Below are 25,932 nucleotides of genomic sequence, written 5' to 3' on the forward strand. Positions count from 1 at the left end.
GATCGCAGCCTGCGACTTTTCATGTCATTCACCATTCAAAGTCTAGCGGGTCGCCGGTGATTGCACCGTGCCATTGTCTTTTAACGGGCTAACCTGCACCATCAACCGAATTCCACCTGCCTGATCTGGATGCCTCGCATTGGCGGTACGTTTCGCGATCCCTCGGACTTTGCGCTGGCTGTGCTGCGCGTTGCTGCTGGCCGGCGTCATGCTGGGCGGGCTGCATGCCGATTGGGATTTTTCGCTGATCAGCCGCAAGGCGCAGGCCTTATACGGGCCGTTGGGCGACGGGAAACCGCGCATCGATGCCTGGCAGCAGTTACTGGCCACGCAAAAACAAGTCAGCGAGCTGGAACAGCTCAATGTGGTTAACCAGTTTTTCAACAAACAGGTGCGTTACGTTGAGGACATCGACCTGTGGCACGAGGTCGATTATTGGGAAACACCCATCGAAGCCCTGTGGAAGGGTGCCGGCGATTGCGAAGACTACGCGATCGCCAAGTATTTCAGCCTGCGCCATCTCGGCGTTTCCAGTGACAAGCTGCGCATCACCTACGTCAAGGCTTTGCGGCTGAATCGGGCGCACATGGTGCTGACTTACTACTCGAGCCCCGAGGCGATGCCGCTGGTGCTCGACAGCCTGATCGATGCAATAAAACCGGCCAGCCAACGAACTGATCTGCTGCCGGTCTACTCTTTCAATGCTGAAGGGTTGTGGTTGCCGGGCGCCAAGGGCAACAAGAAGGTCGGTGATACCAAGCGCCTGTCTCGCTGGCAGGACGTGTTGAAGAAAATGCAGGCCGAAGGTTTCCCGGTCGAGACGACTAACTAGGAGCACGCGCTCAGATGTCTTTGTTCAAACAGCTGTTGATCGCTATCTGTCTGTTCCTGGTGGTCGCCTTCACCGGCAGCTTCATGGTCAGCCTGGAAAGCTCGCGCACTCAGTACGTCAACCAGTTGCGCTCCCACGCCCAGGACGCCGCGACGGCATTGGCGCTGTCCCTGACGCCGAACATCGACGACCCGGCGATGGTCGAGTTGCTGGTCAGTTCGATCTTCGACAGCGGTTATTACGCGAGCATCCGCGTGGTCGACCTCAAGACCGACCAGACCATCGTCGAGCGCAGCGGCATTCCAGCGGTGAACAATGTGCCGGACTGGTTCGTCAAAATGATCGGCCTGGAACCGGCCGGCGGCGATGCACTGGTCAGCCGTGGCTGGGAGCAGGCCGCGCGGGTCGAAGTGGTCAGCCATCCGATGTTCGCGTTGGCCAAGCTGTGGCAGAGCGCGCTGGGCAGCCTCGGCTGGTTGCTGATCTGCGGTGCGGTGAGCGCGGTGTTGGGTGCGCTGTTGCTGCGTCGACAACTGAAGCCGCTGGATTACATGGTCAAGCAATCCCACGCCATCGCTCGCCGCGAATTCCTCAGCCTGCCGGAACTGCCGCGCACGCCGGAACTGCGCCGTGTGGTGCAGGCGATGAATCAGATGGTTGAAAAGCTCAAGGCGCTGTTTCAGGAACAGGCCGAACGCAGTGAAAAATTGCGGGTCGAGTCCTATCAGGACAACCTGACGGGCCTGGCCAACCGGCGCTACTTCGAGATGCAATTGAACGCTCGGGTGAGCAATCCGGAGCAAGCCAGTTCGGGCTATCTGCTGCTGTTGCGGGTCAAGGACCTGGCCGGTTTGAACCAGCGTCTGGGCGGTCAACGCACCGACCAACTGCTGCAAGCGGTGGGCGAGCAACTGTCCCGCGAGTGCGCCAAGTACCCGGAAACGCAAAATCTCGTCACGCGCATCCGTGGCGGTGAGTTCGCCGTGCTGGCGCCGGGGCTGGTGCGTGAAGAAGCGCTGCAACTGGCGCAAAACCTCGACAGTGCCTTGTCGAGCCTGCATGCGACCGGCGCCACTGACGTGGCCTCGGTAGCGTCGATCGGGCTGGCACCGTTTATTCATGGCGACTCACCGCAGGCCGTGTTGGGCTTGGCCGATCAGGCACTGGCCCAGGCTGAAGGGCAAGGTGAACAGAGCTGGGCGTGCCTCGACCACAGCGCCTCGGCCAGCGTCGGGGATGACCATCACGCCTGGAACAACTTGCTGGATCAGGCGCTGAATCAGCACCGTTTCCAGTTGTATTTCCAACCGGTGGTGGCCAGCCAGGACACGCAACTGGTGCTGCATTACAAGGTGCTGTCGCGGTTGATCGACGACCAGGGCCAGACCATTCCCGCCGGACGTTTCCTGCCGTGGCTGGAACGCTTTGGCTGGACCGCGCGCCTGGATCGGCTGATGTTGGAACTGGTGCTGGAGCAGATGGCCGAGCATGAAGAGTCGCTGGCGCTGAACCTGTCTTCGGCGACGTTGGCCGATCCGCAGGCGCTGAATAAAATCTTCGAGATCTTGCGTGTTCACTCCGATCTCGGACCACGGCTGACGCTGGAAATCGGCGAGGAGCAACTGCCCGAGCAAGCGATGCTGGAAGAACTGACGCGGCGTCTGCGTGAGCTTGGGTTCTCGTTGAGCCTGCAACGGTTTGGCGGACGCTTCAGCATGATCGGCAACCTGGCACGGCTGGGCTTGGCGTATCTGAAAATCGACGGCAGTTACATCCGCGCGATTGATCAGGAAAGCGACAAGCGCCTGTTCATCGAGGCGATCCAGCGGGCGGCACATAGCATTGATCTGCCGTTGATTGCCGAGCGGGTCGAGACCGAAGGGGAGTTGCTGGTGATTCGGGAAATGGGGTTGTATGGGGTTCAGGGGCAGTTGTTTGGTGAGCCGAAGCCTTGGCGGTGAGGCTTTAGGATTTGGTCGTCTGGGAGTCCGTCTTCGCGGGCAAGCCTCGCTCCTACAAGGTCGTGCGTTGGCGTAAACCTGTAGGAGCGAGGCTTGCCCGCGAAGGCGTCAGCACAGACAACATCAAAGGCCGAAGCCTCAGATCAACCCCGTCTCATCATCATCAATCAAATGACTCAACCCACCCAACGCCTCACGGGCCTGGGTCCGGTCCATCAGCTTGGCCTGGGCGGCGGCCGGCAGGTCGGTGACGCGGATCACGCCTTTGCTGGTCAGCACCTGGATCAAGTCGTCGAGTACCCGGATCATTTCCAGGTCGCTCTGCTTGAGCTGCTTGAGGCTGTTTTCCACGGCCTCATTGGCGTACCAAGCCTGGATTTCATGGTGGTCGGCCGGCAGCGTTTCCGTGGCCTCGGCGTAGGCCGCGGCTTCCACGCGCACTAACTGACCTTGCGCATCGCGTTGCACGTAGAACATTGAGCATCCCTCAGAAATGAACCAGCGTCATGCTGTCAGCAGCATAGGCCAACTGGACGCGAGTATGCGGTGCGGCGACGAAATCGTCACCGGGGGGATAGATGCTAACGTGACGGCCGCCCCATAAGGGCGGCCGTTTTTCGTTGGATCAGCTGTTGTTGTGGTCGACTTTGATGGTCGGGTCACTGCCGGCAATCAACGTGTGAATGTTGGCGCTGGACCAGTTGTTGCCTTCCAGTTTGATCGTCACATCCGGCGTTGCGGCGGCCGCGTCGCCCGAGTTGAACTTGCCGCCGGAGCTGACTTGCAGCGACGACACACCATCCACGGTGCTGATCTTCAGGAAGTTGTCGATGGTGCTGCCGGTTTCGCCTTGCAGCAGATCGCGCAGGTCGATGCGGTCACCTTCGCTGGCCTTGAAGTCCTTGATCACGTCGCTGCCGGTGTCGCCAGCCTTCCAGACGAAGGTGTCGGCGCCCGAACCGCCAATCAGGATGTCGTTGCCCTGACCGCCCATCAACGAGTCGTTACCCGAGCCGCCGAGCAGAATGTCATTGCCCTTGCCGCCGTCGAGCAGGTCATTGCCGCCCTGGCCGAAGAGAATGTCATTGCCCGCACCGCCCAACAGCGAGTCGTTGCCGTCATGGGCACCGGACACGTCGAACGCGTTGTAGTGCTCGGTGATGAACTGGTGCACGTTGCTGGTGGTGACTTTGCTGACGTCCACGCCGGTTTCTTTGGCGACGAACGCCTGCATCGCCTGATAACCCTCGCCGGCAATGCCGTTGAAGCTCACCAGGTCGCCGAACAGGATGTCATTACCGTTACCGCCATTGACCGTGTCGGAGCCCGGCAGGGTCGCTTCGGTGTGACCGATGATCGAGTTGGCCAGGTCTTTCGGATCGATGTTGGTTTGCGGCGTCTTGTCCGAATCGTACGGTTTGAGGTCGCTGAGGGTGACGTCTTTGTTCAGGCCGATGGCTTCGACCGTCGACACCTTGTCCAGCAGCGCGAAACCGCTGGTGGAGTTGTCGATGGCGCTGGAGCCGGTGCTGCTGCCGTTACCGTCGCGATAGGACAGCTCGTACGTGCCGTTGCCTTCGGCGTGAATAGTGCCCAGTTCGGAACTGCTCCAGTAACCGCCCCACGAGCTCTTGTACGTCTGCAGCGTGACGGTGCCGGAGTTATCGATGGTCAGGTAATGAGTGCTGTCCAGATAACCGGAGTAGGTCTGCCCCAACTTGTAATTGGTGGTGGTAATGACGTCATCGAGCTTCACGTTGCCGAACAAAGTCGGGTTGGTCTGCTCACCGCTCTGGTAGTAGGTCGGCTTGCCGTCGGTGATGAAGTACGTGAGGTTCTTCGCCCCGGTATTGGCGATGGCGTCGGCGCTCTGGAACCAGTTCGCCGTGGTTTTGAACACGTCTTCGTAGTTGGTGCCGCCGCCGGACGCCATGGAATCCAGTACCGCTTTGAGCAGGATCAGCGCATTCGGATCGTTCAGGTTCACCGAGACAGACTTGTTGACCTGGTTATCGAAGTCCGCGAGGAAGATGTTCACGGTGCCGGAGTTGCCGCCCATGCTCTGCTTGAGCGTGTTGAACACCGCGGTCAGCGAGTCTTTGGCGGCGCTGATCGACGACGCGCTCATGCTGCCCGAACTGTCGACCATGAACGCGATGTTGTAGTTGGTGCCTGGCACCACGGTCAGCCCGCAGATGTCGGCGACCATGATGTCGTTGCCGTCAGTGCCGGTGATGGTGTCATCGGCCGCGGTAGCGGTGACGGCGTTGTAGACCGCCGGGTAAACGGTGACCGGGATCGTCGCGGTGCTGACCGCCGAACCGCCGAGTACCTCGGTGGAGGTCGAGGTTACGGTCAGGTTGAACTGGCCGTTGTAGTACGGCGGTGGGGTCACGGTCAGGGAGCCGAGGTTCCAGCCGGTGACGTTGGCTTCACCCGACGAGGTGCTGGCGGTGAAGGTGTGGCCGGCGCCATCGGTGAGCACGGAGCCCGCCGGGATGCCGCTGATTTTCACGACCAGGCTTTCGGAGCCGTCGGTGTCCGTGAGCGCAGTCTTGATCGCAGACAGGTGAACGCTGGTGCCTTCGGCCGCTTCGTTGAGCTTGTAGCCGTCGTAGTAGCCTTCGCCATTGGTGCCGTGCAAATCGGAAACTGTCACGCCGGAAGCGGCCAGGTCTGCAATGCCGGTGTACAGCGGCACGCCAGCGCTGCTCAGGTCGACCGCTGCAGCGCCGTTGACCGACAGGTTGACGTCATAGCTGCCCGGGCCGCTCTGGTTGTGGTGGTAGATGTCCAGGGTGTAGTAGCCGCTGGCGGTCGGGGTGAACGAACCGCTCAGGTTGCCACCCGCGCCCCAGAGTGCGCTGGCCACGTTTTTGCCGCCGATGGTCACGAGCAGGCTGTCATCGCCGGTGCCGCTGAAGGTGTAGGTCTTGCCGGCTTCGAGGTAGATCAGGCCGGACGTTTTCGACGCGGTGCCCGCGGTCACGCTGCCGTCGGACTGCACGTTGGTCACGGTAGTGCTGCTGTTCGGTTTCCCGGCGGCGTCGATCACCGACTTCAGCGTGTTCGAAGCCGCGCCAGTGCCGTCGGAGCCGAGGCCCGACAGGCCGGTCCAGACTTCCTTGGTCAGGCCCGTGGATTTGACGCTGTTGTCCGCAACGCTCAGGGACGGCGCGTCGGCAACTGGCGTGATGTCGATTTTGATCGTGCCGGTGTTGCCCAGCAGAGAACCGTCGGTTGGCTGGAACTTGATCTGCGCGTAGTCCGCCAGATTGTTGCCCACACCGGTGCCGCCGTAACCATTGGTACCGGACTCGTTGGCATCCGGCAGGAAGCGCACTTTACCCGCGTCGATGTCAGCCTTGGACAGGGTCTGATTGTTCGTCACGTCGGTCCAGGTCGAACCGTTCAGGTACTGCAATTTGCCTTCGCCCGGCAGGCCGGTGATTTTCACGCCGAGGTTGGCGGCCGGGCTGTCGACATCGCTGACGCCGAAGGTCGACCAGCCGAGGATCAGCGGGGTGTCTTCGGTGCCGGTGACGTTGAGCGGTGCGGCGGTCGGTGCATCGTTCACGGCCACGACGTTGACGGTGGTGGTCGCGGTGTTCGAGTAGTTGCTGCCATCGGTCACGGTCACGGTAATGATCCGCGGCACGGTGCTCGGGTCTTCACTGCTGTTGGTGAAGCTGATGTTCTTGATCTGTTGCATGTAGTCGGCCAGCGTCGCATTGCCGGACAACGTCAGCGTGACGGTGCCGTCCTTGCTGTTGGCATTGATGCTGATGCCGTTGACGCTGTTGCCCAGGTTCAGCGCATCGCCCGGCTGACGGTTGGTCAGCACGATGGTCGCGCCGGTCAGCATCGTGCTGTCCGGGTCGGTGATTTTCAGGTCGGTGTCGCCGATCGATACGCCTTGGCCCGTGGTGCCTTCGGTGAAGGTCACGTTGTAGTTGGCACCGGTGGCGCCACTGGAGTTGTTGGCGTCCAGGTCGAGTACGGGTGGCGCATCGTTGTCGACGATCGCGGTGCTGATGCTGCCGTTGGTCGCGCTGATCGCCAGGTTCTCGAAGTTGCCGCCGGTGGCCGAGTCGATCTTGACCACGAAGTTTTCAGTGCCTTCGGTGATCCGGTCGTCCAGGGTCGCGACGTTGAAATTCGCCGTGCTGGCACCCGCCGGAATTTTCACGGTGTACACACCGGTGAAGTCCGAACCGTCGGCGGCGGTGCCGCTGTAGGTGATCTTCAGGGTGACTTCGGTCTGCGCCGGGCTCGTCAGGCTGACGGTGTAACTGGCGGTCTGGCCTTCGGTCACCGACGTGCTGCCGGTGATGCTGACTTCAGTTCTGTCTTGAGTGTCGGTGACGTTGGTGACGGCTGCGGCCGGGCTTTTGACCAGGTTCTCGAAGTTGCCACCGGTGGCGTTGCTGATGGTCGCCTGGACCGTGCCCGCGTCTTTGTAAACGTCGTCTTTCGGCGCATCAACGCTCACGGTGCCGGTGGTTTTGCCGGCGTCGATGGTGATGGTCGCACCGTTGCTCAGGGTCACGGTCACAGGAGTGCCGGCCGCATGGGTCAGATTCGCGGTGTAGATGATTGAGCCGCCTTCCGCGACCGAGTTGGTCGCGCTCAGACTGACGGTGGTGGTGTCTGCGGTATCCGAAACCGAGGTGGTTGCCGACTTGCCGTCGACGTCCAGCTTCTCGTAATTGCCGCCCTTGGCGTCGTCGATCTTGACGCTCAGGGAACCGCCTCCAGCGAGGGCATCGTTCGGCGCGACGAAGTTGACGCTGGCGCTGCTCGAACCGACCGGAATGGTGATGGTTTGGCCATTCGAGAGGCTCACAACCACTGGAGAACCCGTAACCGGAGCCGTGACGGACGCGGTGTACACCACGGTGCCGCCTTCGGCTACGGACGAAGTAGCGGTCAGGCTGACGGTCGAAGTGTCGACGGTGTCAGTCACATCGGTAACCGCAGCAGCCGTGTCTTTGACCAGGTTTTCGAAGTTGCCGCCGGTAGCGTCCTTGATGGTCGCTTCGACTTTGCCAGCGTCTTTGTAGACGTCATCGGCAGGTGCTTTGACGGTCACGGAACCGCTGGTAGCGCCGGCGGCGATGGTAATCACGGCGCCGTTGTTCAGGGTGACAGTGACCGGAGTGCCGGCAGCGTTGGTCAGGTTGGCGGTGTAAACGATCGAGCCGCCTTCGGCCACGGAATCCGTCGCGGTCAGGCTAAGGGTGGTGGTGTCAGCCGAGTCAGTGACCGAGGTGTCCGCCGACTTGCCATCGACGTCCAGCTTCTCGTAATTGCCGCCCTTGGCGTCGTCAATTTTGACGCTCAGGGAACTGCCACCGGCCAAGGCATCGTTCGGCGCAACGAAGTTGACGCTGGCAGAGCTGGCGCCAACCGGAATGGTGATGGTTTGGCCATTCGAGAGGCTCACAACCACTGGCGAGCCGGTGACCGGAGCGGTTACGGACGCGGTGTATACCACGGTGCCGCCTTCGGCCACGGACGAAGTCGCGGTGAGGCTGACCGTCGAGGTGTCGATGGTGTCGGTGACGCTGGTCACGGCGGCTGCCGGGTCTTTGACCAGGTTTTCGAAGTTGCCGCCAGTCGCGTCTTTGATGGTCGTTTCGACTTTACCGGCGTCTTTGTAGACGTCATCGGCTGGGGCTTTGACGGTTACGGAGCCACTGGTGGCGCCGGCGGCGATGGTGATTACGGCGCCGTTCGACAGGTTTACGGTGACTGGCGTGCCAGTCGCATGGGTCAGGTTCGCGGTGTAGACGATCGAGCCGCCTTCAGCGACCGAATCGGTTGCTGTGAGGCTCAGAGTTGTGGCGTCAGCAGTATCAGTGACCGAGGTGTCCGCTGACTTGCCGTCGACGTCCAGCTTCTCGTAGTTGCCGCCCTTTGCGTCGTCGATTTTGACGCTCAGGGAACTGCCACCGGCCAAGGCATCGTTCGGCGCAACGAAGTTGACGCTGGCGCTGCTCGAACCGACCGGAATGGTGATGGTCTGGCCATTCGAGAGGCTCACAACCACTGGCGAACCTGTAACCGGAGCCGTGACGGACGCGGTGTATACCACGGTGCCGCCTTCGGCCACGGATGAAGTCGCGGTGAGGCTGACGGTCGAGGTGTCGATGGTGTCGGTGACGCTGGTTACGGCTGCGGCCGGGTCTTTGACCAGGTTTTCGAAGTTGCCGCCAGTCGCGTCCTTGATGGTCGCTTCGACTTTGCCGGCGTCTTTGTAGACGTCATCGGCAGGCGCTTTGACGGTCACGGATCCGCTGGTGGCGCCGGCGGCGATGGTGATTACGGCGCCGTTCGACAGGTTTACGGTGACTGGCGTGCCAGCCGCATGGGTCAGGTTCGCGGTGTAGACGATCGAGCCGCCTTCAGCGACCGAATCGGTTGCTGTGAGGCTCAGAGTTGTGGCGTCAGCAGTATCAGTGACCGAGGTGTCCGCTGACTTGCCGTCAACGTCCAGCTTCTCGTAGTTGCCGCCCTTGGCGTCGTCGATTTTCACGCTCAGGGAACTGCCGCCGGCTTGGGCATCGTTCGGTGCAACGAAGTTGACGCTGGCAGAGCTGGCGCCAACCGGAATGGTGATGGTTTGGCCGTTGGACAGGCTCACAACCACTGGAGAACCCGTAACCGGAGCCGTGACGGATGCGGTGTACACCACGGTGCCGCCTTCGGCTACGGACGAAGTAGCGGTCAGGCTGACGGTCGAAGTGTCGACGGTGTCAGTCACATCGGTAACCGCAGCAGCCGTGTCTTTGACCAGGTTTTCGAAGTTGCCGCCGGTAGCGTCCTTGATGGTCGCTTCGACTTTGCCAGCGTCTTTGTAGACGTCATCGGCAGGTGCTTTGACGGTCACGGAACCGCTGGTAGCGCCGGCGGCGATGGTAATCACGGCGCCGTTGTTCAGGGTGACAGTGACCGGAGTGCCGGCAGCGTTGGTCAGGTTCGCGGTGTAAACGATCGAGCCGCCTTCAGCGACCGAGTCGGTTGCTGTCAGGCTAAGAGTAGTGGTGTCAGCCGAGTCGGTCACCGAGGTGTCAGCCGACTTGCCGTCGACGTCCAGCTTCTCGTAGTTGCCGCCCTTGGCATCGTCGATTTTCACGCTCAGGGAACCGCCGCCGGCTTGGGCATCGTTCGGTGCAACGAAGTTCACGCTGGCAGAGCTGGCGCCAACCGGAATGGTAATGGTCTGACCGTTGGACAAGCTCACGACAACCGGCGAACCGTTCACTGGCGCAGTGACGGACGCGGTGTAAACCACGGTGCTGCCTTCGGCCACGGAGGAAGTCGCGGTCAGGCTGACGGTCGAGGTGTCGACGGTGTCGGTCACTTCAGTCACCGCAGCAGCCGGGTCTTTCACCAGGTTTTCGAAGTTGCCGCCAGTTGCGTCCTTGATGGTCGCTTCGACTTTGCCGGCGTCTTTGTAGACGTCATCGGCCGGGGCTTTGACGGTCACGGCGCCGCTGGTGGCGCCGGCGGCGATGGTGATTACGGCGCCGTTGCTCAGGGTCACGGTCACGGGCGTGCCAGCCGCGTTGCTCAGGTTCGCCGTGTAAACGATCGACCCACCTTCAGCCACCGAATCAGTCGCGCTCAAGCTCAGCGTGGCGGCATCCGCGCTGTCGGTCACTTTGGTGACGACGGCCGAGCGGTCGGTGTCGAGTTTTTCGAAGTTGCCGCCGGTGCTATCTGCGATCGCTGCCCGGACAGGCGAGGCGCCGGTGTAGACGTCATTCGGCACGGTGTACGGCGCCGAACCGCTGGACTCGCCGGCCTTGATGTTGATCACCAGGCCGTTGTTCAGGGTCACGGTCATGGCCGTGCCGGCCGGATGGTTCAGCGTGGCGGTGTAGGTGATCTGGCCGCCTTCGCCGACGGTGCTCACATCGGCGCTGAGTTTCAGCGTGGTGGTGTCGACGGTGTCGTTGACGGTGGTGGTGTGCGTGGTTTTACTGACGTCGAGTTTTTCGAAGTTGCCGCCGTCGGTGCTGGTGATGCCGACGGTGATTTTGCTGCCGTCCTTGTAGACGTCATCGGCCGGCGCCGGGATGGTGATGAAGCCGGACTTGTCGCCGGCCTTAATCAGGACGCTCTCGCCGTTGCTCAGTTTGACCGTCATGTCAGTGCCGGCGGCATTGCTGAGGTTGACGGTGTAAGTGATGGTGCCGCCTTCGACCACGTAGTCGCTGGCGGTCATAGTCACTTTTGTAGTGTCCAGGGTGTCGCTGATGGCGGTCGAGGTCGGGGTTTTGTCGGCAACCAGGTTCTCGTAGTTGCCGCCCGTGACTTCCTTGATGGCATTGGTCAGCGGTTCGTGGCCGACCACTGCATCGTTCGGCGCTTTAACGGTGATCGAGGCAGTGCTTTCACCGACTGCGATGGTGATTTTTTCACCATTGGCCAACGTGACGATCACGTCTTTGCCTGTGACCGGAGCGGTGACGGAGGCGGTGTACACCACGTTTCCGCCTTCGGCCACGGAAGAGGTCGCGGTTAGGCTGACGGTCGACGTGTCGATGGTGTCGGTGACGCTGGTCACGGCGGCTGCCGGGTCTTTAACCAGGTTTTCGAAGTTGCCGCCAGTGGCGTCCTTGATGGTCGTCTCGACTTTACCGGCGTCTTTGTAGACGTCATCGGCAGGCGCCTTGACGGTGACGGAGCCGCTGGTGGCGCCGGCGGCGATGGTGATCACCGCGCCGTTCGACAGGTTTACAGTGACTGGCGTGCCAGCCGCGTTGGTCAGGTTTGCGGTGTAGACAATCGAGCCACCTTCGGCGACGGAATCTGTCGCGGTCAGGCTAAGCGTGGTGGTGTCAGCCGAGTCGGTGACCGAGGTGTCCGCCGACTTGCCGTCGACGTCCAGCTTCTCGTAGTTGCCGCCCTTGGCGTCGTCGATTTTCACGCTCAGCGAACCACCGCCCGCCAAGGCGTCGTTCGGCGCAACGAAATTCACGCTGGCGCTGCTGGCGCCAACCGGAATGGTGATGGTCTGGCCGTTGGACAAACTCACGACAACCGGCGAGCCGGTCACCGGAGCGGTCACGGACGCGGTGTAAACCACGGTGCCGCCTTCAGCTACGGACGAAGTCGCGGTCAGGCTGACGGTTGAGGTATCGACGGTGTCGGTAACGTCAGTCACTGCCGGAACAGTGCTCGGCACCAGGTTCTCGAAGTTGCCGCCAGTGGCGTCCTTGATGGTCGCCTCGACTTTGCCGGCATCTTTGTAGACGTCATCGGCAGGCGCCTTGACGGTCACGGAACCGCTGGTGGCGCCCGCCGCGATGGTGATCACGGCGCCGTTCGACAGGTTCACGGTCACCGGCGTGCCGGCCGCATTGGTCAGCGTCGCGGTGTAGACGATGGAACCGCCTTCCGCCACCGAATCCGAAGCGCTCAGGCTCAGGGTGGTGGTGTCTTTGACGTCGCTTACCGAAGTGACCGCCGGGGTTTGATTCGCCACCAGGTTTTCGTAGTTGCCGCCGGTGGTGCCGTCGATTTTCACGCTCAGCGAGCCGCCGCCCGCCAAGGCATCGTTCGGCGCAACGAAGTTCACGCTAGCCGAACTCGCACCGACCGGGATGGTGATGAACTGGCCGTTGGACAACGCCACCACCACCGGAGAACCGGTCACGGGCGCATTGACCGAAGCGGTGTAAACCACCGTGCCGCCTTCGACCGTACTGGCCGTGGCAGTCAGGGAGACGGTGCTGTTATTGATGGTGTCGGTCACGTCGGTGACGGCTGGCGTCTTGTCGGCTACCAGGTTTTCGAAGTTGCCACCGGTGGTCTTGGTGATGCTGGCGTCGACTTTGCCGGCGTCTTTGTAGACGTCATCCTTGGGCGCGGCGAAGTTCACCGAACCGGAGGTGGCGCCCTTGGCGATGTTGATGACCGCACCGTTGCTCAGCGTCACGGTCATGGCGGTGCCGGCGGCATTGGTCAGCGTCGCGGTGTAGACGATCGAACCGCCCTCGGCGACCGAACCGGTGGCACTCAGGCTCAGGCCGGTGGTGTCGGCGGAATCGGTGACGGTGGTGACCGCTGGCGAATGGTCGGTGACGACTTTTTCGAAGTTGCCGCCGCTCTGGTTGGCGATTGTCGCCTGGACTTTGCCGCCGTCGATGTACGGCGTGTTGGCCGGTGCGGCGAAGTTGACCGAACCGCTGCTGGCGCCGGCGGCGATGTTGATCACTGCACCGTTGCTCAACTTCACGGTCATCGCCGTGTCCGTCGGGTTGCTCAGGGTGGCGGTGTAGGTGATCTGGCCACCTTCGCTCACGGTGTTGCTGGCCGACAGGGACAGGGACGTCGTGTCCACAGTGTCTTTGACGGTGGTGCTCACGGCCGTCTTGCTGACGTCGAGTTTTTCGAAGTTGCCACCGCTGGCGTCAGTCATCTTGACGGTGAGCTTGCCGGCATCTTTGTAGACGTCGTCGCTTGGCGCCGCGATGGTGACCGAACCGCTGGTCTTGCCGGCCGCGATGGTGATGGTCTCGCCGTTGCTCAGCTTGACGGTCACCGGGGTTTGCGCGGCGTTGCTCAGGGTCGCGGTGTAGGTGATTTGCGAACCTTCAAGTACAGACTTGTCAGCGCTGAGGGTCAGCTGCGTGGTGTTTGTGGTGTCGGCAACGTTGGTCACGGCCGGATTCGCGCTGGTGACCAGTTGTTCAAAGTTGCCGCCAGCGGCGTCCTTGATGGTGACTTCGACTTTGCCGGCGTCTTTGTAGACGTCGTCTTTCGGTGCGTCGACGGTCACGGTGCCGGTGGTTTTACCGGCTGCAATGGTGATCACTGCGCCGTTGCTCAGGGTCACGGTGACCGGAGTGCCGGCCGGATTGGTCAGGGTCGCGGTGTAGACGATCGAGCCACCCTCGTTGACGTTGCCAGTGGCGGTCAGCGACAGGGTGGTGGTATCGACGGTGTCGGTCACGCTGGTGCTGACCGGGGTTTTATTGGCAACCAGGTTTTCGTAGTTACCGCCGCTGACGTTGGTGATCGAATTGGTCACCTGCGCGTGGCCACTCAGCACATCGTTCGAAACCACGGCGTTAACGGTGCCGCTGCTGGCGCCGACCGCGATGGTGATGGTCTGACCATTGGCCAGCGTGACGATCACAGGCGAACCGGTGACAGGTGCGCCGACCGAAGCGGTGTAAACCACGGTGCCGCCTTCAGCCACAGTGCTTGTGGCGGTCAGGGTGACGGTCGACGTATCGATGGTGTCGGTGACGCTGGTCACGGCGGCTGCCGGGTCTTTGACCAGGTTCTCGAAGTTGCCGCCAGTGGCGTCCTTGATGGTCGCTTCGACTTTGCCGGCGTCTTTGTAGACGTCATCGGCCGGGGCTTTGACGGTTACGGAGCCACTGGTGGCGCCGGCGGCGATGGTAATGACCGCACCGTTGCTCAGGGTGACGGTGACCGGAGTGCCGGCGGCGTTGGTCAAATTCGCGGTGTAGACGATGGAGCCGCCTTCAGCGACCGAATCGGTTGCTGTGAGGCTAAGCGTAGTGGTGTCAGCCGAGTCAGTGACTGAGGTGTCAGCCGACTTGCCGTCGACGTCCAGCTTCTCGTAGTTGCCGCCCTTGGCGTCGTCGATTTTGACGCTCAGGGAACCGCCACCGGCCTGCGCATCGTTCGGCGCAACGAAGTTCACGCTGGCGCTACTCGAACCGACCGGGATGGTGATGGTTTGGCCATTCGAGAGGCTCACAACCACTGGCGAACCCGTAACCGGAGCCGTGACGGACGCGGTGTAAACCACGGTGCCGCCTTCGGCGACAGAGGAAGTTGCCGTCAAGCTGACAGTTGAAGTGTCGACGGTGTCAGTCACATCGGTAACTGCAGCAGCCGGGTCTTTGACCAAGTTTTCGAAGTTGCCGCCAGTCGCGTCTTTAACAGTGACTTCAACTTTGCCAGCGTCTTTATAAACGTCATCGGCAGGTGCCTTGACGGTGACGGAACCGCTGGTGGCGCCGACGGCGATGGTGATTACGGCGCCGTTGCTCAGGGTGACGGTGACCGGAGTGCCGGCAGCGTTGGTCAGGTTCGCGGTGTAGACGATGGAGCCACCTTCAGCGACCGAATCGGTCGCTGTGAGGCTAAGGGTGGTGGTGTCAGCCGAGTCAGTGACTGAGGTGTCCGCCGACTTGCCGTCGACGTCCAGCTTCTCGTAGTTGCCGCCCTTGGCATCGTCGATTTTCACGCTCAGCGAACTGCCGCCGGCCTGGGCATCGTTCGGCGCAACGTAGTTCACGCTGGCGCTGCTCGAGCCGACCGGAATGGTGATGGTCTGGCCATTCGAGAGGCTCACAACCACTGGCGAACCCGTAACCGGAGCCGTGACGGACGCGGTGTAAACCACGGTGCCGCCTTCGGCCACAGTGGACGTAGCGGTCAAGCTGACGGTCGAGGTATCGAGGGTATCGGTAATGTCGGTGACTGCCGGAACAGTGCTCGGCACCAGGTTTTCGAAGTTGCCGCCAGTCGCGCCCTTGATGGTCGCTTCGACCTTGCCGGCATCTTTATAGACGTCATCGGACGGAGCCGGGACGCTCACGCTGCCAGTGGTGGCGCCGGCCGCGATGGTGATCACCGCACCGTTCGAAAGGGTGACGGTGACCGGTGTGCCAGCCGGATTGGTCAGGGTCGCGGTGTACAGAATCTGACCGCCCTCGGCCACTTCGGTGGACGCCGACAGGCTCAGGCCGGTGTCGTCCTTCGAGTCGGTAATAGTGGTCAGCGCCGGCTCGGTACTCGGCGTCAGTTGCTCGAAATTACCGCCGGTAGTCCCGGTGATGGTGGTGCTGACGGTGCTGCCATTGTTGTAGACGTCATTGGCCGCCGTATCGACGGTCACGCTGCCGGTGGTCTTGCCCGCTTCGATGGTGATGACCGAGCCATTGCTCAAGGTCACGGTCATCGGCGTGCCGGCCGGGTTGGTCAGTGTTGCGGTGTAGGTGATCTGGCCGCCTTCGACGACGGTGCCGGTGGCGCTGAGGCTCAGGCCGGTGTTGTCGACCGAGTCGGTAATGGTGGTGACCGCAGGCGTGGTGCTCGGCGTCAGTTGCTCGAAATTACCGCCGGTAGTCCCGGTGATGGTGGTGCTGACGGTGCTGCCATTGTTGTAGACGTCATTGGCCGCCGTATCGACGGTCACGCTGCCGGTGGTCTTGCCCGCTTCGATGGTGATGACCGAGCCATTGCTCAAGGTCACGGTCATCGGCGTGCCGGCCGGGTTGGTCAGTGTTGCGGTGTAGGTGATCTGGCCGCCTTCGACGATGGTACCGGTGGCGCTGAGGCTCAGGCCGGTGTTGTCGACCGAGTCGGTAATGGTGGTGACCGCAGGCGTGGTACTCGGCACCAGGTTTTCGAAGTTGCCGCCGGTGGCGCCAGTGATCGTGGTGCTGACGGTGCTGCCGTTCTGATAAACGTCATTGGCCGCGGTGTCGACGTTCACGAAACCGGTGGTTTTGCCGGCGTCGATGGTGATGGTCGAGCCGTTGGACAGGGTGACAGTGACCGGCGTCTGAGCCGGGTTGTTCAGGGTGGCGGTGTAAGTGATCTGGCCGCCTTCGGTAACCGTCGAACCCGCTGTCAGTGTGACGGTGGTGGTGTCCGGCGAGTCGGTAATGGTGGTCACGGCCGGGGCCGGGTTTGGCGCCAGATTCTCGAAATTGCCGCCGGTGGCACCGGTAATGGTGGTGGTGACCGTGCTGCCGTTGTTATAGACGTCGTTAGCCGGTGTCGACACGTCAACGCTGCCGGTGGTTTTGCCAGCCTCGATGGTGATGGTCGAACCGTTGGACAGGGTGATGGTGACCGGTGTCTGCGCCGGGTTGGTCAGAGTGGCGGTGTAGGTAATCTGGCCGCCTTCAGTAACGCTGGCGCCAGCGCTCAGCGTGACCGTGGTGGTGTCGACGGTGTCGGTGACCTGGGTCACGGCCGGAGTCGTCGGCGCAGTGACGATAATGCCGTTGCCGCCCGTGGTTCCGGTGACGCTCACGTTGATCTGGGTCGAGTCGTTATAAACAGTGTCGTTTGGCGCGAGCGGGACGTTGACGGTGCCGGTCAACTGGCCAGCCGGAATCACGATCACCGAGCCATTGGACAGGGTGATGGTCAGGTCGGTCAGCGGTGCCTGGGTCAGGGTCGCGGTGTAAACCAGTACGCCACCGGCCTCGGTGATGGTCGGCGTGGCGCTCAGGCTCAGGGTCGATTCGCGCTGCACATTGGCGCTGGTGTCAGCCGTCAGGCCGCCAGTGGTGAGTTGTGCAGCTTGTGCCGCCGAGCTGAGGCCCGCAGTCGGGAAACCAATGGTCGGGTCGACCCGGCCAGCGGTGGCGTCCAGCATCACGAAGCTGTGACCGCCACCGGCTGCACCGCCCGTGCCCGCAGCCGTAGGGCCGGCGGCGGTGGCTTCGAGTTCGGTGGTCGGGTCGGCACCGGCAGCGATGGCTTGCTGCAGTTCTTCAACCGATGGCGCGGCTTGTGCAGTGGCTTCCGACAGGGCGGCGCTGGAATCCGGATCGCTGGCGCTCCATTGAGTGTCGCGGCCTAGGTCCAGGGTCCGGCCGTCAGCCAGTTCGAGCGTTACGGCGCCCGCCGCGCCAGTGTCTACCTGATCGCCGACAAACAACCGGTCGCCTTCAACGAGTACGCGGCGAACGCCCTCTGGGGACACCGCGAAAACCTGACCGACAATGCTTTTGACGATGGCAACAACACTGCTCATTGAAGACTCTCCGGGTGTCACGTTCAGTTGACTTCCATAAACCTGATGGCGTGTTCGCCAAATCAGTCTGGACGTACTTTCAAGATATAAGAGGCACAAACTTGACGCGGTTAATCGTCAACTAATTGGCTATACTATTTCGCTATAAACTATATGCCAAACTATTGACCTTAGAATTGTCATCCTAAACACTCGCCCCCGTAATGTCACATTGATATTTCGGCAACTACCCGCCCCACAGAGTGTGACTCAGTTCCAAATTCCAACTTTCCGACACACGGTCATTCCGATGGTCATCATCCGATGCAGCGGCACGTTCTGCAGTGATTCAAGACAAGTAATTCCGGGAAATTCCAACCATGCGTTTGCACCTGTTCAAGGCTTTACCGTTCGCCCTTGCCGCCAGTTTTGTTCAGGCGCAGTCACTTCCGGAGGCCATGCAACAGGCGTTGGATGTCCATCCGGAAATCCAGGCAGGCGTTAATAGTCGATTGGCCGCGGATTATCAGTTAAAGGCAGCAAAAGGTGGATACCTTCCGCGGGTCGATCTGCTGGGCGGTTATGGTCGAGAAGGCACTGACAGCGTCACCACGCGTGCTGCCGGCAACGACAATCACTGGGAAACCCTGAACCGCAGCGAATCAAGTTTGCGTCTGTCGCAAATGGTTTTTGACGGTTTTGCGACGTCCAGTGAAGTGGGGCGTCAACAAGCCACCGTTAATTCCCGTGCTTATTCTTTGCTGGGCACGTCCGAGCGCACCGCGCTGACCGTCGCCCAGGTGTATCTGGACGTACTGACCCGCCGCGAATTCGTGCGACTGGCCACGGACAACCTGAAAAGCCACGAACGCATTTTTGACCAGATCAAATTGCGCACCCAGCGCGGCGTCGGTAGCGGCGCCGACCTCGATCAGGCCGAAGCGCGTATGGCCCAGGCCCGCAACAACCTGATTACCGAACAGACCAACCTGGCGGACGCCGAGACCAACTTCCTCAGCGCCGTGGGCCAGATGCCCGATCAACTGGAGCGTCCTGCTGATTTCCTCGCGCTGTTGCCGGCCAACCTGAATGAAGCCCGCGCGCAGATGCTGGAAAACAGCCCGATCCTGCGTTCGGCTGAATCCGACATCGCCGCGGCGGAGAAACAGTACGACGCGGCCAAATCGTCCTTCTACCCGCGCTTCGATGCCGAACTGGGTCGCTCCGCCGACAACGATCTCGACGGTCAGAACGGGCACAGCAACGAATGGCAGGCCATGTTGCGCATGCGCTTCAATCTGTATGCCGGCGGCAGCAACAAGGCGGATCTGGAATCCAAGTCCTACCTGTCCAACCAGGCGCTGGATATCCGCAATAACGCCCTGCGCGTTTTGAATGAAGAACTGGGCTTGGCCTGGAATGCCTTGAACAACGCCAATGCCCAGGTGCCGATCGCTCAGCAATATGTCGATCACAGCACCAGCGTGCGCACCGCGTATCAGAAGCAGTTCAGCCTTGGCGAGCGCACTTTGCTCGACTTGCTCGACAGTGAAAACGAGCTGTTCACCGCTTCCCGTCGCCTGGCGGAGATCAAAAACATTCAGTTATTTACTCAATACCGAATCAAGGCGACCATGGGCGAGTTGCTCAGGAGCCAGGGAGTGGTCGCACCGTTGGCATCCGTTGTGCAGAACGACGTGAAGCCCAGGGTCCAGCTACCCGGGATGAATTGAGTCTTCCCTTTTTTACTGTTAGCCAAGAGTGCCGAGCGTGGAATCAGAAGTCAGTCGAGTTCAACTCATTCATGATCCACGCGCGCTGCACGACGATCCGTTACTGGATGGTCTGCTAGCCCTGTGCACCCTGCATCAGAAGCCGGCCAGCGCCGCGATGCTGACCACCGGCCTGCCGTTGCCCAAGCAGCGTCTGAGCGTTGAACTGCTGCCTCGCGCCGCCGCTCGCGCCGGTCTGCAAGGGCGGGTTCTGGTGCGCAAGCTGGAGCAGATCCCTGCGATTGCGATGCCAGCGCTGTTGCTGCTCAAGGACGGTCGCAGCGCCGTCCTGCTCGGCTGGCACGGTGAAGACCAGGCCCGCCTGCTGATCAGCGAAAGCGACGGTGGCGAAAGCCTCGTCAGTCGCGAGCTGTTGGCCGACGACTACATTGGCAAAGTGTTCTTCGCTCAACCCCAGCACAAATTCGACGTCAATCACGGCACGCTGATCCCGCGCGCGCGCTCGTGGTTCCGCGACACCCTCAAGCGTTCGCGCTGGCTGTACGCCGACGCCATCGCCGCCAGTTTCCTGATCAACATCATCGCCATGGCCGCGCCGCTGTTCGTGATGAACGTCTACGACCGGGTGGTGCCGAACCAGGCGGAATCGACGCTGTGGGTGCTGGCCATCGGCATCACCGGCGCCTACCTGTTCGACCTGATCCTCAAGAGCTTGCGCAGCTTGTGCCTGGACCTGGCCGGGAAGAAAACCGACCTGATTATCTCGGCGACGCTGTTTGAGCGCATCGTCGGCATGGCCATGAAATACCGCCCGGCCCGGGTCGGCAGCTTCGCCCAGAACATCCATGAGTTTCAGAGCCTTCGTGACTTCCTTGCCTCGCTGACCCTGACCAGCCTGATCGACCTGCCGTTTACGCTGCTGATCTTCATGGTCATCGCCATTCTCGGCGGGCATCTGGTGTGGATTCCGGTGCTGGCGTTCCCGATTGCCCTGCTGATCGGTTATGCGCTGCAGAAGCCGCTGGTGGCGACCATGGAACGAACCATGGCCCTGGGCGCCGAGCGGCAGTCGAGCCTGATCGAAACCCTCGCCGGTCTCGATGCGGTGAAGGTCAACAACGCCGAAAGCGAACGCCAGTATCAGTGGGAGCAGACCATCGGCACCCTAAGCCGCCTCGAGCTGCGGGTGAAAATGCTTTCCGGCCTGGCGATGAACATCACCTTGCTGATCCAGCAACTGGCCGGGGTGATCATGATCGTCTTCGGCGTGTATCAGATCATCGCCGGCAATCTGAGCATGGGCGGTCTGATTGCCTGCTACATGCTCAGTGGCCGCGCGCTCAGCCCGCTGGCTTCGTTGTCCGGCCTGCTGACCCGCTACCAGCAAGCGCGGGTGACCATGGTGTCGGTGGACCAGATGATGGAACTGCCGCAAGAACGCAACTTCGAAGAGCGCCCGCTGAGCCGCAAAGTGCTGCAAGGCGCCATCGAATGCCGGCAGATGAACTTCACCTACCCGAACCAGCAGAACGCGGCGCTGAACAACATCAATCTGGTGATCAAGCCGGGCGAGAAGATCGGCATCATCGGTCGCAGCGGCTCGGGCAAAAGCTCCCTGGCCAAACTGCTGGTGGGCCTCTATCAACCGGACGACGGCGCGCTGTTGGTGGACGGCGTCGACATCCGTCAGATCGACGTCAGCGAACTGCGCCACAACATCGGCTACGTCGCACAGGACATCCAGCTGCTGGCCGGCACCCTGCGCGACAACCTGGTCTCGGGCGCGCGCTATGTAGAAGACGAAATGGTCCTGCAGGCCGCCGAACTGGCCGGCGTGCACGAGTTCGCTCGTCTGCACCCGCAAGGTTATGAACTGCAAGTCGGTGAGCGCGGGCAGAACCTGTCCGGCGGTCAGCGCCAGAACGTGGCCCTGGCCCGTGCGTTGCTGCTCAACCCGCCGATCCTGCTGCTCGACGAACCGACCAGCGCCATGGACAACACCGGCGAAGAACGCCTCAAGCAGCGCCTCGCTGCGGTAGTCGAAAACAAAACCGTGGTGTTGGTCACGCACCGGGCATCGCTGTTGTCGCTGGTCGATCGCCTGATCGTCATCGACCGTGGACAAATTCTCGCCGATGGCCCGAAAGCCGCCGTGATGGAAGCGTTGAAAAAGGGGCAGATCAGTGTTGCTTAAGTCGGGTTTCAAGGATTCGATCCGCCGTTACTTCAAAGGCTCCGAGTCGCTGCATGGCCAGCCACTTCCCGAGGTCAATAAAGCCCTCATCGAAGACGCCCCGCGTGTGGTGCGGCTGACGATCTGGGCGATCATCGGCTTCTTCGTGTTTCTGATGCTCTGGGCCAATTACGCGGTGATCGACGAAGTCACCAAGGGCGACGGCAAAGCCATTCCGTCGTCGAAGATCCAGAAAATCCAGAACCTTGAGGGCGGCATCGTCTCTGAGCTGTTCGTCACCGAAGGGCAGATCGTCGACGCCGGTGCGCCGCTGATTCGCCTGGACGACACACGGTTTGCCTCCAACGTCGGCGAAACCGAAGCCGATCGGCTGTCGATGCTGCTGCGCGTGGAGCGCTTGAGCGCTGAGGTCGATGACCGTCCGCTGAACTTCCCGGCTGATGTGTTGAAGGCTGTTCCCGGTCAGGCGGCGAGCGAAGAGTCGCTGTACATCAGCCGTCGTCAGCAGCTGCACGATGAGATCGGTGGGTTGCAGGAGCAGTTGATCCAGCGTCAGCAAGAGCTGCGCGAATTCACCTCCAAGCAGTCGCAGTACCGCAATGGACTTTCGTTGCAGCGTCAGGAAATCAACATGTCCGAGCCGCTGGTGGCCCAGGGCGCGGTGTCGCCGGTCGAGGTGTTGCGGCTCAAGCGTGCCGAGGTCGAAACCCGTGGGCAACTGGACGCCACCACGCTGGCAATCCCGCGCGCCGAATCGGCGATCAAGGAAGTGCAGCGCAAGATCGACGAGACCCGCGGCAAGTTCCGCAGCGAAGCCCTGACCCAACTTAACGAAGCCCGCACCGACCTGAACAAGGCCCAGGCCACCGGCAAGGCGCTCGAAGACCGGGTCAGCCGGACGCTGGTGACATCGCCAGTGCGCGGTATCGTCAACAAGTTGCTGGTGAACACCATCGGCGGCGTGATCCAGCCGGGCAGCGACCTGGTGGAAATCGTACCGCTGGACGACACCTTGCTGGTGGAAGCGAAGATCCGCCCGCAAGACATCGCTTTCCTGCATCCGGGCCAGGAAGCAACGGTGAAGTTCACGGCGTATGACTACACCATTTATGGTGGGCTGAAGGCCAAACTTGAGCAGATCGGTGCTGACACCATTACCGATGAAGACAAGAAGACCACGTACTACATCATCAAACTGCGTACAGATCGCAGTCACCTGGGGACGGATGAAAAGCCGTTGCTGATCATTCCGGGGATGGTGGCTTCGGTGGATATCATTACCGGCAAAAAGACTGTTCTCAGCTATCTGCTGAAACCGATTATCCGGGCTCGGGCAGAGGCTTTGCACGAACGGTAAATCTTCTTTGCGGCTTATGGCCTCTTCGCGGGCAAGCCTCGCTCCTACAGGGCTTTGTGAACGCACCATCCCTTGTAGGAGCGAGGCTTGCCCGCGAAGGCGGCCTCAAGAGCGATAAAAATCAAAAGCCATATCGTTATTCACTAACGGTATTTAAATTTCAATTCTTATATCTATAAAGTCACCCTCCTGCGTACCTGCCGACCAATCGGCGCGCCGCACGACACGAACCAACACGGGACCTCCGTGAGTTTCTTGATCGACGCGCGCGCCCTTGAGCGTGCCGTGCGTGGGAGTGATTTTATGTCAGCCGTCTCTGCGTCACCTGCAATCGCGCCACAAACCTTCGACATTCGCCCGTTCAGCGGCGCTGTCGGTGCCGAAGTCATCGGCCTGGACCTGTCCCGCCCGATCAATGATCAGGATTTCGCCCGCATCCACCGCGCGCATCTCGATCATCACGTCGTGGTATTCCGCGACCAGCGCATCACACCCGAGCAGCAAATCGCCTTCAGCCGCCGCTTCGGTGTGTTGCAGATCCATGTGCTCAAGCAGTTCCTGCTGGCCGGTCACCCGGAAATCCTCATCGTTTCCAACATCATCGAAAACGGCCAATCCATCGGCCTCGGCGATGCCGGCAAGTTCTGGCACTCCGACCTTTCCTATAAAGAATTGCCAAGCCTGGGCTCAATGCTGCATGCCCAGGAATTGCCGTCCGAAGGCGGCGACACCTTGTTCGCCGACATGCACAAAGCCTGGGACAACCTGCCCGAGGCACTGCGCAAAGCCGTCGAGGGCCGCTCGGCTGCGCACTCCTACACCGCGCGTTACAGCGAGACCAAATTCGAAGGCAACTGGCGCCCGACCCTGACCCCGGAGCAACTGGCCCAAGTGGCCGAAGTGGTCCACCCGATCGTGCGCACGCATCCGGAAAACGGCCGCAAGGCGTTGTTCGTCAGTGAGGGTTTCACCACCCGCATCGTCGGTTTGCCGGAAGACGAGAGCAGGCAACTGCTCGACGAACTCTATGCCCACAGCGTGCTGCCGCAAAACATCTACCGCCATCAATGGCAAGCCCACGACCTGGTGTTCTGGGACAACCGTTCGCTGATCCACCTCGCCGCCGGATGCCCAAGCCATCTGCGCCGCAAGCTGTATCGCACCACCATCCAGGGCGACGCGCCTTTCTGATTTGTCGGAGAACTCCCATGTCCAAACGTCTTCCATTCGCGCCGCTGGCCGCTGCCATCGGTTTGGGATTCAGCCTGATCGCCGGCAGCCTGGTGGCGCCGACCGTGGCCCACGCCGAAGGTGAAATCCGCATCGCCGAGCAGTTCGGCATCGTCTATCTGTTGCTCAACGTGGTGCGCGATCAGAATCTGATCGAGAAGTACGGCAAGCAGGAAGGCATCGACATCAAAGTCGACTGGACCCAGTTGTCCGGTGGCGCAGCGGTCAACGATGCGTTGCTCTCAGGCTCGATTGATATTGCCGGGGCGGGCGTCGGCCCGCTGCTGACCATCTGGGATCGCACCCACGGCAAGCAGAACGTCAAGGCCGTGGCCTCCCTCGGCAACTTCCCGTACTACCTGGTGAGCAACAATCCCAAGGTCAAAACCATCGCCGACTTCACCGAAAAGGACCGCATCGCGGTGCCGGCGGTGGGCGTTTCGGTGCAGTCGCGCTTCCTGCAATACGCGGCCGCCAAGCAGTGGGGTGACAAGGAATTCAATCGCCTCGACAAGTACACCATTGCTGTACCGCACCCGGACGCCACGGCTGCGCTTATCGCCGGCGGCACCGAGTTGACCGGGCACTTCTCCAACCCGCCGTTCCAGGATCAGGCGCTGGCCAATCCCAACGTTCATGTGGTGCTGAACACCTACGACCTGCTCGGCCCGAACTCGCCAACGGTGCTGTTCGCTACCGAGAAATTCCGCAACGAAAACCCGAAAACCTACAAAGCCTTCGTTGAAGCACTGACCGAAGCCGCGCAGTTTGCACAAAACGATAAAGGCGCCGCCGCGGACACTTACATCCGTGTCACCAAAGCCAAAATCGACCGTGCCGCGTTGCTGAAAATCATCGACAACCCGCAGTTCGAATTCAGTGTCACGCCGAAAAACACTTACCCGTTGGCCGAATTCCTGTACCGCGTCGGCGCGATCAAAAACAAACCGGATTCGTGGAAGGATTACTTCTTCCAGGACGCCAAACCGCTGCAAGGGAGCTGATCGAGATGAACGCCCCTTTGCAAGGCCACACGGCCAGCAACCCGATCGCAGCCGCCCAGGCGCTGCTGTCCGTCGACCATGTCAGCCTCGAATACCGCACACCGCAACGTGTGGTTCGAGCGACGCATCAAGTGAGTTTTGAAATCGATCCGGCGGACCGCTTTGTGCTACTGGGGCCGTCGGGTTGCGGTAAATCGACGCTGCTCAAGGCGGTTGCCGGGTTCATTCAACCGTGCGAAGGCGAGATTCGGCTGCAAGGGCAAACCGTCCATGCGCCGGGGCCGGACCGGATTGTGGTGTTCCAGGAATTCGATCAACTGCCGCCGTGGAAAACCGTCAAACAGAACGTGATGTTTCCGCTGCTGGCCTCGAAAACCCTCAAGCGCAAAGAGGCTGAAGAACGGGCGCTGCACTACCTGGACAAGGTCGGTCTGGCGGCGTTTGCCGATGCCTATCCGCACACCTTGTCCGGCGGCATGAAGGCGCGCGTAGCGATTGCCCGAGCGCTGGCGATGCAGCCGAAAATCCTTCTGATGGACGAACCCTTCGCCGCTCTCGACGCGCTGACTCGCCGCAAGATGCAGGAAGAATTGCTGCTGCTCTGGGAAGAGGTGCGTTTCACGCTGCTGTTCGTCACGCACTCCATCGAAGAAGCGCTGGTGGTGGGCAATCGAATCCTGCTGCTGTCGCCGCATCCGGGGCGAGTGCGGGCGGAAGTCCACAGCCATCAATACGATTTGCACAGCCTCGGCGGCGTGGCGTTTCAGGAGTCGGCGCGACGGATTCATCGGTTGTTATTCGATGAAGGTCAGTCACCGGAAACCGAGCGTGAGCTGGATTTTTCCGACATTCGCATCGCTTATTGAGCCATTGAG

Annotated in this window: 10 protein-coding genes; 8 read left to right on the forward strand and 2 right to left on the reverse strand. The window is 61.2% G+C overall.

Annotated elements, in window-relative coordinates:
* The first annotated feature begins 139 nt into the window (after nucleotides 1-139).
* On the forward strand, nucleotides 140-832 hold the full coding sequence (gene lapG / locus ACA049_RS00655) for a cysteine protease LapG (protein WP_403108201.1): 693 nt from the start codon (nucleotides 140-142) through the stop codon (nucleotides 830-832).
* 14 nt (nucleotides 833-846) lie between these two features.
* Complete coding sequence (gene lapD / locus ACA049_RS00660) at nucleotides 847-2,793, forward strand: cyclic di-GMP receptor LapD (RefSeq protein ID WP_497332324.1); 1,947 nt, start codon at nucleotides 847-849, stop codon at nucleotides 2,791-2,793.
* Between the two features lie 138 nt (nucleotides 2,794-2,931).
* Here lapD and ACA049_RS00665 read toward each other — a convergent pair whose 3' ends face one another.
* The gene (locus tag ACA049_RS00665; RefSeq protein WP_497332326.1) at nucleotides 2,932-3,270 is read right to left on the reverse strand and encodes a tryptophan synthase subunit beta; all 339 of its coding nucleotides are present in this window, start codon (nucleotides 3,268-3,270) and stop codon (nucleotides 2,932-2,934) included.
* 148 nt (nucleotides 3,271-3,418) lie between these two features.
* On the reverse strand, nucleotides 3,419-17,560 hold the full coding sequence (locus ACA049_RS00670) for a retention module-containing protein (protein ID WP_497332328.1): 14,142 nt from the start codon (nucleotides 17,558-17,560) through the stop codon (nucleotides 3,419-3,421).
* Between the two features lie 359 nt (nucleotides 17,561-17,919).
* Here ACA049_RS00670 and ACA049_RS00675 point away from each other — a divergent pair, with 359 nt between their 5' ends.
* The 6 genes from ACA049_RS00675 (at nucleotide 17,920) to ACA049_RS00700 (ending at nucleotide 25,923) form a co-directional block, all read left to right on the forward strand.
* Nucleotides 17,920-19,272, forward strand: a complete 1,353-nt coding sequence (locus ACA049_RS00675; RefSeq protein WP_497332330.1) for a TolC family outer membrane protein — start codon at nucleotides 17,920-17,922, stop codon at nucleotides 19,270-19,272.
* Between the two features lie 37 nt (nucleotides 19,273-19,309).
* Nucleotides 19,310-21,466, forward strand: a complete 2,157-nt coding sequence (locus ACA049_RS00680; protein ID WP_438658306.1) for a type I secretion system permease/ATPase — start codon at nucleotides 19,310-19,312, stop codon at nucleotides 21,464-21,466.
* Nucleotides 21,456-22,823: an HlyD family type I secretion periplasmic adaptor subunit gene (locus ACA049_RS00685; protein WP_497332332.1), complete on the forward strand. Its 1,368-nt coding sequence runs from the start codon at nucleotides 21,456-21,458 to the stop codon at nucleotides 22,821-22,823. Before ACA049_RS00680 ends, ACA049_RS00685 begins: the two co-directional genes overlap by 11 nt.
* A gap of 303 nt (nucleotides 22,824-23,126) precedes the next feature.
* A complete protein-coding gene (locus ACA049_RS00690; RefSeq protein ID WP_497332334.1) occupies nucleotides 23,127-24,014 on the forward strand; it encodes a TauD/TfdA dioxygenase family protein in 888 nt (295 codons plus the stop codon).
* A 17-nt stretch (nucleotides 24,015-24,031) separates the two neighbouring features.
* Nucleotides 24,032-25,057, forward strand: a complete 1,026-nt coding sequence (locus ACA049_RS00695) for an ABC transporter substrate-binding protein (protein WP_253401189.1) — start codon at nucleotides 24,032-24,034, stop codon at nucleotides 25,055-25,057.
* Between the two features lie 5 nt (nucleotides 25,058-25,062).
* Nucleotides 25,063-25,923, forward strand: coding sequence for an ABC transporter ATP-binding protein (locus ACA049_RS00700; RefSeq protein ID WP_497314824.1), 861 nt, complete (start codon nucleotides 25,063-25,065; stop codon nucleotides 25,921-25,923).
* Nucleotides 25,924-25,932: the final 9 nt, after the last annotated feature.

The sequence above is a fragment of the Pseudomonas sp. LBUM1662 genome (genome assembly GCF_059695915.1).

Excerpts from the sequence above, each read along its gene's own strand:
- lapD (WP_497332324.1), top strand. The coding sequence starts at position 847 with ATGTCTTTGTTCAAACAGCTGTTGATCGCTATCTGTCTGTTCCTGGTG.
- ACA049_RS00665 (WP_497332326.1), bottom strand. The coding sequence starts at position 3,270 with ATGTTCTACGTGCAACGCGATGCGCAAGGTCAGTTAGTGCGCGTGGAA.
- ACA049_RS00670 (WP_497332328.1), bottom strand. The coding sequence starts at position 17,560 with ATGAGCAGTGTTGTTGCCATCGTCAAAAGCATTGTCGGTCAGGTTTTC.
- ACA049_RS00675 (WP_497332330.1), top strand. The coding sequence starts at position 17,920 with ATGCGTTTGCACCTGTTCAAGGCTTTACCGTTCGCCCTTGCCGCCAGT.
- ACA049_RS00690 (WP_497332334.1), top strand. The coding sequence starts at position 23,127 with ATGTCAGCCGTCTCTGCGTCACCTGCAATCGCGCCACAAACCTTCGAC.
- ACA049_RS00695 (WP_253401189.1), top strand. The coding sequence starts at position 24,032 with ATGTCCAAACGTCTTCCATTCGCGCCGCTGGCCGCTGCCATCGGTTTG.
- ACA049_RS00700 (WP_497314824.1), top strand. The coding sequence starts at position 25,063 with ATGAACGCCCCTTTGCAAGGCCACACGGCCAGCAACCCGATCGCAGCC.